The organism is Mycolicibacterium aromaticivorans JS19b1 = JCM 16368 (assembly GCF_000559085.1).
In the GTDB taxonomy this organism is placed as follows: domain Bacteria; phylum Actinomycetota; class Actinomycetes; order Mycobacteriales; family Mycobacteriaceae; genus Mycobacterium; species Mycobacterium aromaticivorans.
Genome location: NZ_JALN02000001.1, coordinates 4745267 through 4759125, shown reverse-complemented (window position 1 = coordinate 4759125; position 13859 = coordinate 4745267). Strand labels below are relative to the sequence as shown.

Genomic DNA, 13859 nt, shown 5'->3' with positions numbered 1-13859 from the left:
TGGAAGGGTGATCGGTTGCGGAGTGGCACACCGCCGTTGTCGGTGGGCCTGCCTACCGTCAATTGCCGTGGCGGCCACACCGATCGATGCGCAGCTGAGCTTCGCCGACGTCGACCCCGCGGCCGACGTCTCGCTGCGGGAGACCACATTTGTGGTGGTCGACCTGGAGACCACCGGCGGGCGGGCCACCGCATCGGCCGACGGCTCCCGCGATGCGATCACCGAGATCGGCGCGGTCCGGGTCCGCGGCGGTGAGGTGCTCGGCGAGTTCGCCACCCTGGTGGACCCGCAGCGGTCCATCCCACCGCAGATCGTTCAGCTCACCGGGATCACCACCGCGATGGTCCACGACGCGCCGACCATCGCCGCTGTACTGCCGATGTTCCTCGAATTCGCCCGTGGCGCCGTGCTGGTTGCCCACAACGCCGGCTTCGACATCGGCTTCCTGAAATCCGCGGCCGAACAGTGCGGAATCCCCTGGCCCCGCCCGCCGGTGCTGTGCACGGTGCGACTGGCCCGCCGCGTGCTGACCCGCGAGGAGGCGCCCAGCGTGCGGCTGTCCACGCTGGCCGCGCTGGTCGGCTCGGCCACCAAACCGACCCACCGCGCGCTCGACGACGCCCGCGCCACCGTCGATGTGCTGCACGCGCTGATCGAGCGGGTCGGCAATCAGGGCGTGCACACCTACACCGATCTGCGCGGGTATCTGCCCAACATCTCGAACGCCCAACGGAGCAAACGGGTTTTGGCCCGCAACCTGCCGCACCGGCCGGGGGTCTACCTGTTCCGCGGACCCGCTGGCGAAGTGCTCTACGTCGGCACCGCCACCGACCTGCGCCGCCGGGTGGGCCAGTACTTCAACGGCGCCGACCCGCGCGGCCGGATGAAGGAGATGGTGGCCCTGGCGACGGCGGTCGACCATGTCGAATGCGCCCACGGGCTGGAAGCCGGGGTGCGTGAGCTCCGACTACTGGCCGCGCACGCACCGCCGTACAACCGCCGGTCCCGCTTTCCGCACCGCTGGTGGTGGGTGACGCTCACCGACGAGGCGTTCCCGCGACTCTCGGTGGTCCGCGAGCCGCGGCACGACCGGGCGATCGGCCCGTTCCGGTCGCGGGCCGACGCCCTCGACACCGCGGCGCTGATCGCCCGGTTCACCGGTGTGCGCACCTGTACCAGCCGTATCGGCCGCGCGGCCGAGCACGGACCATCCTGTCCGGAGCGCGAAGTCTCCCCCTGCCCCGCGCCGCGCGGCATCACCGCCGAGCAGTACGCGACGGCTCCGCAGCTGGCGGCCGCACTGATCGGGGGCCTGGACAACGCCGCGATCGGTGCGGCCGTCGAACAGGTCGGCGCACTGGCGCAGAAGTCCCGCTACGAGAGCGCGGGGCGGCTGCGTGACCACATCGCGGCTGCTGTCGACGTGCTGTGGCGGGGCCAGCGGCTGCGGTCTCTCAGCGCCGTCGAAGAACTCGTCGCCGCCGCGCCGGACGGTGCGGGCGGTTGGCAGTTGGCGGTGATCCGGCATGGACAGCTGGCCGGAGCCGGCGTCGCCCCCCGTCGCGTTCCCCCGATGCCCGTGGTCGAAGCCCTCCAGGCAGGCGCGCAGGTGGTGCTCCCCCGGCCGGCACCCCTGGGCGGCGCGCTGGTCGAAGAGACCACCCTGATCGCACGGTGGATGAATGGCGCGGGTGTGCGAATCGTCAGTGCCACAACGGGTTTGGCGTCACCACTAGCCTCGGCCGGACCGTGGGCGCAGTGGGCCGCGACCGCGCGCTCGGCGCGGTTGGCAGCCGAACAGGCGCAGCGGCTGGACTCAGCGCTGCTGGCTGAACCGCACCCAACGCGCCAGGAGCTGTTCGGCCGCCCCGGAGTCGATCGCCTCCGCGGCGCGGGCCAGCCCGTCCTCCCAGCTCGGCAGCCATTCGGCGTGGCTGGATAGTCCGCTGTGGGCGACCATCGCCCCCGCCGCGTTCAGGATCACCGCATCCCGCACGGGTCCCTTGGCGCCCCCGAGCACCTCGCGCGCTTCCCGGGCGTTCTCCTCGGCCTCGCCCCCGACCAGCTCCTCGATGCGGGCCCGGGCGAATCCGAATCCCATCGGGTCGAAGGTGAGCTTGTCGATGGTGCCCGCCTGCACCCGCCAGATCGTGCTGGTGGTCGTGGTGGTCAGTTCGTCGAGACCGTCGTCGCCGTGCACCACCAGCACACTGCTGCGGCGGGCGGCGAACACCCCGGCCATCACCTCGGCCAGATCGCCGAACGCGCACCCGATCAGGCCCGCCCGCGGACTGGCCGGATTGGTAAGTGGACCAAGTAGATTGAACACCGTCGGGGTGCCGATCTCGCGGCGCGGCGGGCCGGCGAACTTGTAGGACGGGTGGAACACCGGCGCGAAGCAGAACCCGATGCCCACCTCGGCCACGCAGCGGGCCACCTCGTCGGGACCGAGGTCGATGCGCACCCCGAGGGCCTCGAGCATGTCGGCCCCGCCGCTCTTCGACGACGCCGCACGGTTGCCGTGCTTGACGACGGGGACTCCGGCGGCGGCAACCACGATGGCCGCCATCGTCGACAGGTTCACGGTGTTGGCGCGGTCGCCACCGGTGCCGACGAGGTCGACGGTGTCGGTGCCGATCGTGTCGGTGGGCACCATGCGCGCGTAGCCGAGCATGGTGTCGGCCAGTTCACGTACTTCGGCGGCGGTCGGGCGCTTCATCTTCATCGACACGCCGAAGGCGGCGATCTGAGCCGGCGTCGCGACGCCACCCATGATCTGGTCCATCGCCCAACTCGCCTGCCCCGGCTCGAGTTCCAGGCTGGCCGTCAACCGGTCCAGGACCTGCGGCCATGACGTATCCGGCGAGTCTGCGCCGGGCGGGGAATGGGGGTGAGTCACGGGCCGATGTTCCCATGCCGCAGGGCATGTCCACACGTCAGTTTTCCGACAGATGTGACCAATTGGCCCCCTGGCTGTACCTCGACAACTACAAAGCGTCATACTTCTTGTTGTGACGAGCGCTGTTGGCACTTCGGGAACTGCGATCACATCGCGCGTACATTCGCTGAACCGGCCGAATATGGTCAGTGTTGGCACCATCGTATGGCTTTCCAGTGAGCTGATGTTCTTTGCTGGACTGTTCGCGATGTACTTCACTGCCCGTGCTCAGGCCGGCGGTGTATGGCCGCCACCGCCCACCGAGCTGAACCTGTATCAGGCGGTTCCGGTGACGCTGGTGCTGATCGCATCGTCGTTCACCTGCCAGATGGGTGTGTTCGCGGCCGAGCGGGGTGACGTCTACGGGCTCCGCCGCTGGTACGTGATCACCTTCCTGATGGGACTGTTCTTCGTCCTCGGACAGGGCTACGAGTACTACCACCTGGTCACTCACGGCACGACCATCGCGGGCAGCTCCTACGGCAGCGTGTTCTACCTCGCGACCGGTTTCCACGGCCTGCACGTGATCGGCGGTCTCGTCGCATTCGTCCTGCTTCTGCTGCGGACCACGATGAGCAAGTTCACGCCTGCGCAGGCGACTGCGGCGATCGTCGTGTCCTACTACTGGCACTTCGTCGACATCGTGTGGATCGCCCTGTTCGCGACGATCTACTTCATCCGATGAGAAGGGGTTCGATGCTCAAGAGATCGGCGCGGGTGGAGTCTTCGGCGACGCGTGACAAGTCGCGTCGCCGGCTTCGTCGCCGCCTGACCGGTGCGGTACTGCTGTTGGTCGGGCTCGGTGTCGCTGGTGGCCTGGCCGCCACGCTGACACCCACACCGCAGGTCGCGGTGGCCGACGAATCGCAGTCCGCACTGCTGCGCACCGGCAAGCAGCTGTTCGACACGTCCTGTGTCACCTGCCACGGCGCCAACCTCCAGGGCGTCGAGGGCCGCGGTCCCAGCCTCATCGGCGTCGGCGAAGCCGCTGTGTACTTCCAGGTGTCGACCGGCCGCATGCCGGCGATGCGCGGCGAAGCCCAGGCTCCGCGCAAGGACCCGGTCTTCGACGAGGCCCAGATCGACGCGCTCGGCGCCTACGTCCAGGCCAACGGCGGCGGACCGCTGGTCCCCCGCGACGCGAACGGCCAGATCGCCGACCACTCGCTGCTCGGCAACGACGTCGCCCGCGGCGGCGACCTGTTCCGGCTCAACTGCGCCTCGTGCCACAACTTCACCGGCAAGGGCGGCGCCCTGTCGTCGGGTAAGTTCGCGCCCGACCTCGAGCCGGCCACCCCGGCCCAGATCTACACCGCGATGCTGACCGGCCCGCAGAACATGCCCAAGTTCGGCGACCGCCAGCTTTCTCCTGAGGAGAAGAAGGACATCATCGCCTACGTGCGGATGGCGACCCGCGCGCCGGACCCCGGCGGCTACGGCCTCGGCGGGTTCGGCCCCTCATCTGAGGGCATGGCGGCCTGGATCATCGGCATGGTGGCCGTCATCGCGGCGGCGCTGTGGATCGGAGCGAGATCTTCATGAGTGACGTGAATCAGCCCACCGACGAGCAACTCGCTGGGATGTCTCGCGAGGAGTTGGTCGAGCTCGGCGGCCGGATGGACGGCGTCGAGACCATCGTCAAGGACCCGCGCTGGCCGGTCGAAGGAACCAAAGCCGAGAAGCGCGCAGCGCGTCTGGTGTCGATCTGGTTGCTGCTCGGCGGCCTGTTCGGTTTGGCGCTGCTGCTGGTGTTCCTGTTCTGGCCGTGGCAGTGGGACGGCACGAACAACTTCGAGTTGTCCGAGCTGGCCACCCCGCTCTACGGGTTGACCTTCGGCATGTCGATCCTGGCGATCGGCATTGGCGCGGTGCTCTACCAGAAGAAGTTCATCCCCGAGGAGATCTCGGTCCAGGAGCGCCACGACGGCGCTTCGCCGCTGATCCAGCGCAAGACCGTCGTCGCCAACCTCAACGACGCACTCGAAGGCTCGACGATCAAGCGGCGCAAGCTGGTTGGGCTGTCGCTCGGGATCGGGATGGGCGCGTTCGGCGCAGGCACCTTGGTGGCGTTCATCGGCGGCCTGATCAAGAACCCGTGGAAGCCGGTGGTTCCCACCGCCGAAGGCAAGAAGGCAGTGCTGTGGACCTCGGGGTGGACCCCCCGCTTCGCCGGCGAGACCATCTTCCTGGCGCGCGCCACCGGCCTGCCGGGCGAGTCGCCGTTCGTGAAGCTGCGACCCGAGGACATCGACGCCGGCGGCATGGAGACGGTGTTCCCGTGGCGGGAGAGCGACGGCGACGGCACCACCGTTGAGAGCCACGAGCGATTGAGCGAAATCGCGATGGGCGTGCGCAATCCGGTGATGCTGATCCGCATCAAACCGGTCGACATGGCCAAGGTCGTCAAGCGTGCGGGCCAGGAGAGCTTCAACTTCGGTGACCTGTTCGCCTACACCAAGGTCTGTTCGCACCTGGGCTGCCCGGCCTCGCTGTACGAGCAGCAGACCTATCGCATCCTGTGCCCGTGCCACCAGTCGCAGTTCGATGCACTGCATTTCGCACGGCCGATCTTCGGTCCGGCTGCGCGCGCGTTGGCGCAGTTGCCGATCACCATTGACAAGGACGGGTATCTGGTCGCCAACGGTGACTTCGCCGAGCCCGTCGGACCCGCATTCTGGGAGCGCACATCATGAGTCCGAAACTCAACGATGCCCTGGCCAAGCAGGGCGACGCCATCGACTCCCGTTACCACCCGTCGGCCGCGGTTCGACGGCAGCTGAACAAGGTCTTCCCCACGCACTGGTCGTTCCTGCTGGGTGAGATCGCGATGTACAGCTTCATCGTGCTGCTGCTCACCGGCGTGTACCTGACGCTGTTCTTCGACCCGTCGATGGCCGAAGTGACGTATCAGGGTGTGTACCAACCGCTTCGGGGCGTCGAGATGTCGAAGGCGTTCGCCTCGGCGCTCGACATCAGCTTCGAGGTGCGCGGCGGCCTGTTCGTCCGCCAGATCCACCACTGGGCCGCACTGCTGTTCGCCGCGGCGATCATGGTGCACCTGGCGCGCATCTTCTTCACCGGCGCCTTCCGCAAGCCACGTGAGGCCAACTGGGTCATCGGTTCGCTGCTGCTGATCCTGGCCATGTTCGAGGGGTACTTCGGTTACTCGCTGCCCGACGATCTCCTGTCCGGCATCGGCCTTCGTGCAGCGCTGTCGTCGATAACCATGAGCGTGCCGATCGTCGGAACCTGGTTGCACTGGGCGCTGTTCGGTGGTGACTTCCCCTGCGGCGGGGTGGGCTACCAGTGCAGCGCGGTGGGCACCCTGCTCCCCCGGATGTACGCACTGCACATCCTGTTGATCCCCGGAATCATCTTGGCGCTCATCGGTGTTCACCTGGCGCTGGTGTGGTTCCAGAAGCACACCCAGTTCCCCGGCCCCGGCCGCACCGAGAAGAACGTCGTCGGCGTGCGCGTCATGCCGGTGTTCGCGGTCAAGTCCGGTGCGTTCTTCGCGGTGACCGTCGGCATCCTCGGCCTGATGGGTGGCCTGCTACAGATCAACCCGATCTGGCAGCTCGGCCCCTACAAGCCGTCTCAGGTGTCGGCAGGCAGCCAGCCCGACTTCTACATGATGTGGACGGAAGGCCTGGCCCGTATCTTCCCGCCGTGGGAGCTCTACCTCGGCCACCACACCATCCCGGCGGCGTTCTGGGTGGCGCTGGTCATGGGTCTGGTGTTCGGGCTGCTGATCGCTTACCCGTTCCTGGAGAAGAAGTTCACCGGGGACACCGCGCACCACAACCTGCTGCAGCGCCCGCGTGACGCTCCGACGCGGACCGCGATCGGTGCAATGGCGATCGCGCTGTACATGGTCTGGACGCTGGCCGCGATGAACGACATCATCGCGCTGAAGTTCCACATCTCGCTGAACGCGACGACGTGGATCGGTCGCATCGGTTCGCTGGTGCTGCCTCCGCTGGTGTTCTTCATCGCCTACCGCTGGGCGGTCGGCCTGCAGCGCAGCGACCGTGACGTGCTGGAGCACGGCATCGAGACCGGCATCCTCAAGCGCCTGCCGCACGGTGCCTACGTCGAGCTGCACCAGCCGCTCGGCCCGGTCGACGAGCACGGTCACCCGCTCCCCCTGGAGTACCAGGGAGCGGCTCTGCCCAAGCGGATGAACAAGCTGGGCTCCGGAGGCCGAACCGGTCACGGCAGCTTCCTCACCGCCGATCCGGCGTCCGAGGATGCGGCGCTCAACGAGGCCGCACACGCCGCCGAGCACCGCACGCTCACCGCCCTGCGTGAGTGGCAGGACAGCGAGTACAGCGGCAACGGGAATGGCAACGGCAACGGAAGTGGCAACGGCCACCACCACTAGCGCCAACCAAGAGAACCCCGGGTCCACAGGGCCCGGGGTTCTCTTGTTGAATGAGCGCTCACGTGTCATCCAGCTCGCGCATATGAGACCTCAACGCTCAGTCAACGAAGACATGCACACGCCACATCCACCGACCGCGAAAACTAGGCCGGCAGGGCCTCTTCCACCGCGCCGTGCAGCTGCCGCAGGTAAGTCACAGGGATCGCCGGCATCGCGATGGTGATGACCCCGGCGAGGCCGAGTCCCACCCACGCCGCGGTGTCGTTGTCCACCGCCATCAGGTACGTCGCGGTCGATACCCCGACCAGCGCCAGCCCGATCGCACCGGCCAGCATGACCGTGCAGCGCAGCCACAGCCGGTCCAATTCGGTGGCCGGGATCAGCGGATCGGCCCGCCGCGACGCCGACGACTGGGCGAAGTCCGGCTGGTATCGCTCGTAGGGGTCCACGGTCGAGCCGAACACCTTCAGCTTCTCGGTCGGCGCCTCGGTGCCGCGTGCCGGGGCAGCGGGCGCGGACGTGGGCCGTGGCGGCGCGGCCTTGGCCGGCTCCGGCGTCTGGCGCGAATCATTCAGCGCGGTGCGACGGGCCCGGATCAGCAGCGGGATCGCACCGACGATGATCACCGCCGAGACGATGATGATGCTGTACAGCAGCCAGGGGGTGTCGGAGCCGCCCGCGTTCGCGGAGTGGCCGCGACTCATGTCGACCAGCGCCACGATCGCGATCACCGTGACCGCAAGCAGCACCAGCCAGATCGCGCCGCACACCCCGACCAGCAGCCGGTCCACGGTCTCCGGTGACCGGCGGTCTTCTGTGTCTGTGTCTGTAGTCATCATCAGCAACTCGTCTGCGCGGCGTTGTTCTGGTTCGACGACAGCACCACGCCGTCACTGGTGGTGATCGAGCAGTTCAGCCGGCTCACCAGGAACAGGCTGGAAGCCTGCACCGAGCCGACGTCGGACTGCGAGATCGGTGTCACGGTCAGCGACCACGGAATGTAGACGTTGCGCTGGGTGCGCTGGCGACCGGAGGCATCCACGTAGGTCACCGAGATGATGTCACCGGGCGCCTTGGTGCCGGTCACCGAGTAGGTGACCTGACGCGGTCCGGGCGGAGGTGTCGACGTGGTGGCCGGTGCCGGCGGCGCTGTCGTTGTGGTCACGGGCGGTGGTGCCTCCGTCGTCGCTGGCGGGGGTGGTGGTGGCGGGGGCGGCGGGGGCGGTTCCGATGTCACCGTCACCGTCTCGGGGGGCGGCGGGGGCGGCGGAGGCGTGGTGGTGGTCGGCGGGGCGGCGGCGGTGGCGGCGTGGTGGTGGTGATCTCGTCCTGGACCGGCGGCGGCTTGACGGTCGTCGTCGTCGCCGGAGTCGCCAGCTTGTTGGTGTCGGTGCTGGTCACCAACAGCGAGACCGACACCACCAACGCGACGGCGGCGACGATGGCGGTGATGCCGACGACCCACGGCCACCGTGGCGGCCGCGGCTCCTCGACGTATTCGGTACCCGCCTCGTAGCTGTCGTAGTCGTACAGCGCGGGATCCGGCGCGATGAATGGCCCTGCGGTGTATTGCTCGGACTCGGGCGCAGAATAGGCCTCAAAACCTGTACCGGTGGGTGTTTCACCCACCTCGCCCGACTCCTCATCCGGCGGATTCGGCCCGCTCATGCTCGCCTGTCCTCTTTCGACTACATCACCGCGGCACGCGGGCCAAGGATTGACACACAGCGCGCCGACGGCTCCCGTTGCCCTGGCAAAACCCTACCCAACCGCCGGGCCGGATACGACGTAGCGCGCCTGAAGAGCCACGTGATGTCTCGATTGTGACCTTCGCGTCGGCTCAGTGCTTCTCGGGGCCGATGTAGTACTCGAACACCAGACCGCACACGGCGGCCATCACGAAGACGACGCCGGCCGCGATCAGCCACGGCAACCACAGCGCGGCGCCGACGGCAGCGGTCGAGAAGGCCAGCGCGATCAGGATCGGCCACCAGCTGTGCGGCGCGTAGAAGCCCAACTCCCCTGCGCCATCGCTGATTTCAGCGTCCTCGTAGTCCTCGGGGCGAGTGTCGAGGCGGCGCGCGACGAACCGGAAGAACGTTCCGGTGATCAGCGACAGACCCGCGGTGAGCACCAGTGCGGTGGTGCCGGCCCACTCGATGCCGCCGTACTGGAAGATCGCGGTCAGCGTGCCGTAGACGACAGCGGCGAGGACGAAGAACGCGGTCAGGATTTCGAAGAGCCTGGCTTCAATATGCATCTGCGGTCCCCTACTTGCTCGCCTGCGGGATCACTTGCTGCCCCCGACGGGTGTCGAACGGGTGCGTGGTGGTCGCCAACGGTGGCTGGTTGATCGACTGCAGCGCCTCGGCGTTGGTCTTGCCCGCGATGCGTTGCTGCAGGTAGGCCTTGAAGTCATTGGGCGAGACCACCCTGACCTCGAAGTTCATCATCGAGTGGTACGTACCGCACATCTCGGCGCAGCGCCCGACGAACGCTCCGGTCTCGGTGATCTCGGAGATCTGGAACTTGTTCTCGGTGTGGTTGGCTTCCGGGTTCGGGAAGACGTCACGCTTGAACAGGAACTCCGGCACCCAGAACGAGTGGATGACGTCGGCCGAGGCGACCTGGAACTCGATCCGCTTGCCGGCCGGCAGCACGAGCACCGGAATCTCGTTGCTGGTGCCCTCGGTCTCGACCTTGTCGAAGTTCAGGTAGGTGCGGTCCTGCGGGTTGAGGCCGCGCACCGCGCCGACCTTCTCCTCGCCGTGTTCGTCGACGCCCTCGGGCTTGGAGACCATCGCGGCCTTGCGCGCCGGGTCGGCACCCTCGTAGTTGAGCGTGCCGTCCTTGAAGTCGACCTTCTGGTAACCGAACTTCCAGTTCCACTGGAAGGCGGTCACGTCGATGACGACCTCAGGGTTCGGGTCGCGGTGCATCATCTTCTCCTGCACCACCACGGTGAAGTAGAAGAGCACCGAGATGATCAGGAACGGGACGACCGTGAGCACGAGCTCCAACGGCATGTTGTAGCCGAACTGGCGCGGCAGCGGCGCATCGTCGGGGGTGTTCTTCTTCTTGCGATGGAATGCCATCGCCCAGAAGGTCAGGCCCCACACGATGATGCCGACGACGAAGGCACTGATGACCGACCAGACCCAAAGGTCGCGGTTGGTGTGCGCCTCCGGGGTGATGCCCTTGGGCCAGCCCAGACCGAACACTTCTTGCCAGCTGCACCCGCTGAGGGTCAGCGCCAGCGCACCAAAGGTGACGGCTAGCGCCAGCACCCGGAACCGGGAACCGCGGGTCTTCACGTTGGCGCCTCCTGATACTGGGGACTGGGGCCCACACCGCATTTTCGTCGTCGCGGGAACTTTCCGCGCATCGAATACTACGCAGCGTAGACCACGCCCGAACACCCAGCCCGACACATCCGCGAGTTACGGCATACTGGGGCCGGTGTGTGGACTGCTTGCCCTGGTTACCGACCCTGCAAGCCCTGTCACCGAAGTAAGCGTCGAGGCGGTGGCGGGCGCGTCGCACCTGATGCGCCACCGGGGGCCCGACGAACCGGGCACGTGGTCCGATGATCAGGTGGTGCTCGGCTTCAACCGGCTCTCGATCATCGACATCGAGCACTCCCACCAGCCGCTGCGCTGGGGTCCGCCGGAAGAACCCGAGCGCTACGTGTTGGTGTTCAACGGCGAGATCTACAACTACCTCGAGCTGCGTGAGGCGCTGAGTGCCGAATTCGGCGCCGTCTTCGCCACCGACGGCGACGGCGAGGCGATCGTGGCCGCGTACCACCACTGGGGCACCGAGGCGCTCGGCCGGCTTCGCGGCATGTTCGCGTTCGCGCTGTGGGACACCAAGAACCGCGAGCTTTTCTGCGCGCGCGACCCCTTCGGCATCAAGCCGCTGTTCATGGCGACCGGGTCGGCGGGCACGGCGGTCGCCAGTGAGAAGAAGTGTCTGCTCGGGCTGGCCGCGGAGATCGGGTTCGACGAGGGGCTGGACGTTCGCGCGCTGCAGCACTACACGGTGTTGCAGTACGTCCCGGAGCCCGAGACGCTGCACCGCGGGGTGCGCCGGCTCGAGTCGGGCTGTTACGCGGTCATCCGCCCCGGCGGCCAGCCGCGGGTGAGCCGCTACTTCGCGCCGCGGTTCAGTGCGACTGCGTTCACGGCAGGCAGTGAGCAGGCCCGCTACGACGAGATCACCGCGGTCCTGGAGGACTCGGTGGCCAAGCACATGCGCGCCGACGTGACCGTCGGGGCGTTCCTGTCCGGCGGTATCGACTCGACCGCGATCGCCGCGCTGGCCATCCGGCACAACCCGCGCCTGATCACCTTCACCACGGGCTTCGAGCGCGAAGGCTTCTCCGAGGTCGACGTCGCGGTCGCCTCGGCCGAGGCTATCGGCGCGCGGCACGTGGCCAAGGTGGTCAGCCAGGCCGAGTTCGTGGCCGCGCTGCCCGAGATCGTCTGGTATCTCGACGAACCCGTGGCCGATCCGGCCCTGGTGCCGTTGTTCTTCATCGCCCGCGAGGCGCGCAAGCACGTCAAGGTGGTGCTGAGCGGCGAGGGCGCCGACGAACTGTTCGGCGGCTACACGATCTACCGGGAACCGTTGTCGCTCAAGCCTTTCGACTACCTCCCCCGGCCGGTCCGCAAGTCACTGGGCCGGGCGTCGAAGCCGCTGCCGGACGGTTTGCGCGGCAAGAGCCTGCTGCACCGTGGCTCGCTGACACTGGAAGAGCGGTATTACGGCAACGCCCGCAGCTTCTCCGACGAGCAACTACGAGCGGTGCTGCCCGGTTTCCGCCCGGACTGGACCCACACCGACGTCACCTCGCCCATCTACACCCAGTCGCACGCCTGGGATCCGGTCGCCCGGATGCAGCACATCGATCTGTTCACCTGGCTACGCGGCGACATCCTGGTGAAGGCCGACAAGATGACGATGGCCAATTCGCTGGAGCTGCGGGTGCCGTTCCTGGATCCCGAGGTGTTCGCGGTCGCCTCCCGGCTGCCGTTCGATCAGAAGATCACCCGCACCACCACCAAGTACGCGTTGCGCCGCGCGCTGGAGCCGATCGTGCCCGCGCACGTGCTCAACCGCGCGAAACTCGGCTTCCCGGTGCCGATCCGGCACTGGCTGCGCTCTGGTGAGTTGATGGACTGGGCATACGGGATGATCGAGGCGTCGCAGGCCGATCATCTGGTGGACCGCACCGCCGTCCGCGCCATGCTCGACGCGCACCGCGCCGGTGAGGGCGATCACAGCCGGCGGCTGTGGACGGTGCTGATCTTCATGCTGTGGCACGCGATCTTCGTCGAGCAGAGCGTGGTGCCGGTGATCGGCGAACCGCACTACCCGGTGCAGCTTTAACCCAGCGCCTCGGCCGCTATCTGTCGGCGCCCAGCGCCTCGGCCGCTATCTGTCGGCGCCCAGCGCCTCGGCGATCTCGTCGGCGGCTTCCGGACCGTAGGCGCCCTTGATGCGCGCGATCGCGGCGTCGCGGTCCCACGTCCATTCCTGCGGGCCCGGCGCCTCCAGCACCAGCGTGGCGACCATCGAGGCCAGTTGCGCGGCTCGTTCCAGACTCAAGCCGGCGCCGCGGCCGGTGAGGAATCCGGCGCGGAACGCGTCGCCGATACCGGTCGGGTCGTCCTTCTGGGTCTCGGGAACGACGTCGACGTGGATGAAGGTGCCGTCGCGGCCGACGAGGTCGACGCCGTTGGGGCCGAGCGTGGTGACGCGCAGCTGAATCTGGTTCATCACCTCGGCTTCGGACCAGCCGGATTTCTGCAGCAGCAGGTCCCATTCGTAGTCGTTGGTGAACAGGTAGGTGGCGCCGTCGATGAGGCGGCGGATCTCGTCGCCGGAGAGCCGGGCCAACTGCTGGCTGGGGTCGGCGGCGAATGCCAGACCGAGCTTGCGGCACTCTTCGGTGTGCAGGAACATCGCCTCCGGATCGTTGGCGCCTACGATCACCAATTCCGGTGCGCCGCTTCGCTCTACGAGGTCGGCGAGCTTGATGTCGCGGGCTTCGGACATTGCGCCCGGGTAGAACGACGCGATCTGGGCCATGTCCTCGTCGGTGGTGCAGACGAACCGCGCTGTGTAGGCGGTCTTCGACACCAGCACGCCGCTGGTGTCCACGCCGTGGGCTTCCAGCCACTGCCGGTACTCGTCGAAGTCAGAGCCGACGGCACCAACCAGGAGCGGGTTGCCGCCCAGCAAGCCCATCGCGTAGGCCATGTTTCCCGCGACGCCGCCGCGGTGGACCACCAGATCGTCGACCAGGAAGCTCAGCGACACCTTCTGCAGGTGCTCAGCGAGGAGTTGTTCGGAGAACCGCCCGGGAAACCGCATCAGGTGGTCGGTGGCAATGGATCCGGTCACCGCGATCGCCACGTTGTGTCCGCCCTTCATTCGCTAATGGGACTAGCACCGAGGCCGTGCGCTAGCCTGCGTACAAGAGCCGACTATATGGCCCGGCATCGGCCCCGCCGCGGCGGGTGCTTGAAGTTT

Annotated in this window: 10 protein-coding genes and 2 pseudogenes; 6 read left to right on the top strand and 6 right to left on the bottom strand. The window is 67.6% G+C overall.

Annotated features, from left to right (window positions below; all coding sequences use genetic code 11):
- Nucleotides 1-7: 7 nt before the first annotated feature.
- A pseudogene (locus Y900_RS31085) lies at nt 8-1879 on the top strand (DEDD exonuclease domain-containing protein); the annotation flags it as partial.
- On the opposite strand, the gene trpD reads toward Y900_RS31085, so the two are convergent.
- Nucleotides 1817-2899: an anthranilate phosphoribosyltransferase gene (gene trpD, locus Y900_RS30435; RefSeq protein WP_051660207.1), complete on the bottom strand. Its 1083-nt coding sequence runs from the start codon at nt 2897-2899 to the stop codon at nt 1817-1819. The pseudogene Y900_RS31085 and the gene trpD overlap by 63 nt on opposite strands.
- Before the next feature lie 112 nt (nt 2900-3011).
- Here trpD and ctaE point away from each other — a divergent pair, with 112 nt between their 5' ends.
- From ctaE to qcrB, 4 genes are read left to right on the top strand one after another with little or no spacing between them, the layout of a single operon-like run.
- A complete protein-coding gene (ctaE, locus tag Y900_RS22680; RefSeq protein WP_036344655.1) occupies nt 3012-3623 on the top strand; it encodes an aa3-type cytochrome oxidase subunit III in 612 nt (203 codons plus the stop codon).
- A gap of 11 nt (nt 3624-3634) precedes the next feature.
- A complete protein-coding gene (qcrC, locus tag Y900_RS22675) occupies nt 3635-4480 on the top strand; it encodes a cytochrome bc1 complex diheme cytochrome c subunit (RefSeq protein WP_051660206.1) in 846 nt (281 codons plus the stop codon).
- Nucleotides 4477-5631: a cytochrome bc1 complex Rieske iron-sulfur subunit gene (qcrA, locus tag Y900_RS22670; protein ID WP_036347551.1), complete on the top strand. Its 1155-nt coding sequence runs from the start codon at nt 4477-4479 to the stop codon at nt 5629-5631. Before qcrC ends, qcrA begins: the two co-directional genes overlap by 4 nt.
- Nucleotides 5628-7322 (top strand): cytochrome bc1 complex cytochrome b subunit, encoded by a 1695-nt coding sequence (gene qcrB, locus Y900_RS22665; RefSeq protein WP_036344652.1) that lies wholly within the window; start codon nt 5628-5630, stop codon nt 7320-7322. Before qcrA ends, qcrB begins: the two co-directional genes overlap by 4 nt.
- Before the next feature lie 143 nt (nt 7323-7465).
- Here the strand turns inward: qcrB and Y900_RS22660 are convergent, their stop codons facing one another.
- From Y900_RS22660 to ctaC, 4 genes and pseudogenes are all read right to left on the bottom strand, one after another.
- Nucleotides 7466-8158, bottom strand: coding sequence for a DUF2561 family protein (locus tag Y900_RS22660; protein ID WP_036344650.1), 693 nt, complete (start codon nt 8156-8158; stop codon nt 7466-7468).
- A gap of 2 nt (nt 8159-8160) precedes the next feature.
- A pseudogene (locus Y900_RS22655) lies at nt 8161-8990 on the bottom strand (MmpS family transport accessory protein).
- Nucleotides 8991-9162: 172 nt separating this feature from the next.
- Nucleotides 9163-9582: a cytochrome c oxidase subunit 4 gene (locus Y900_RS22650; RefSeq protein ID WP_036344649.1), complete on the bottom strand. Its 420-nt coding sequence runs from the start codon at nt 9580-9582 to the stop codon at nt 9163-9165.
- 10 nt (nt 9583-9592) lie between these two features.
- A complete protein-coding gene (gene ctaC / locus Y900_RS22645) occupies nt 9593-10678 on the bottom strand; it encodes an aa3-type cytochrome oxidase subunit II (RefSeq protein ID WP_051660205.1) in 1086 nt (361 codons plus the stop codon).
- Between the two features lie 103 nt (nt 10679-10781).
- Between ctaC and asnB the strand changes: the two genes are divergently transcribed.
- Entirely contained in the window at nt 10782-12713 is a 1932-nt protein-coding gene (gene asnB / locus Y900_RS22640; RefSeq protein WP_036344648.1) for an asparagine synthase (glutamine-hydrolyzing), read from the top strand.
- Between the two features lie 45 nt (nt 12714-12758).
- Here the strand turns inward: asnB and Y900_RS22635 are convergent, their stop codons facing one another.
- Entirely contained in the window at nt 12759-13742 is a 984-nt protein-coding gene (locus Y900_RS22635) for a carbohydrate kinase family protein (RefSeq protein ID WP_036347549.1), read from the bottom strand.
- Nucleotides 13743-13859 lie beyond the last annotated feature (117 nt).

What these genes read in the sequence shown, in the direction of transcription:
- qcrC (WP_051660206.1), top strand. Translation starts at nt 3,635, where the DNA reads ATGCTCAAGAGATCGGCGCGGGTGGAGTCTTCGGCGACGCGTGACAAG.
- qcrA (WP_036347551.1), top strand. Translation starts at nt 4,477, where the DNA reads ATGAGTGACGTGAATCAGCCCACCGACGAGCAACTCGCTGGGATGTCT.
- qcrB (WP_036344652.1), top strand. Translation starts at nt 5,628, where the DNA reads ATGAGTCCGAAACTCAACGATGCCCTGGCCAAGCAGGGCGACGCCATC.
- Y900_RS22660 (WP_036344650.1), bottom strand. Translation starts at nt 8,158, where the DNA reads ATGACTACAGACACAGACACAGAAGACCGCCGGTCACCGGAGACCGTG.
- Y900_RS22650 (WP_036344649.1), bottom strand. Translation starts at nt 9,582, where the DNA reads ATGCATATTGAAGCCAGGCTCTTCGAAATCCTGACCGCGTTCTTCGTC.
- ctaC (WP_051660205.1), bottom strand. Translation starts at nt 10,678, where the DNA reads ATGCGGTGTGGGCCCCAGTCCCCAGTATCAGGAGGCGCCAACGTGAAG.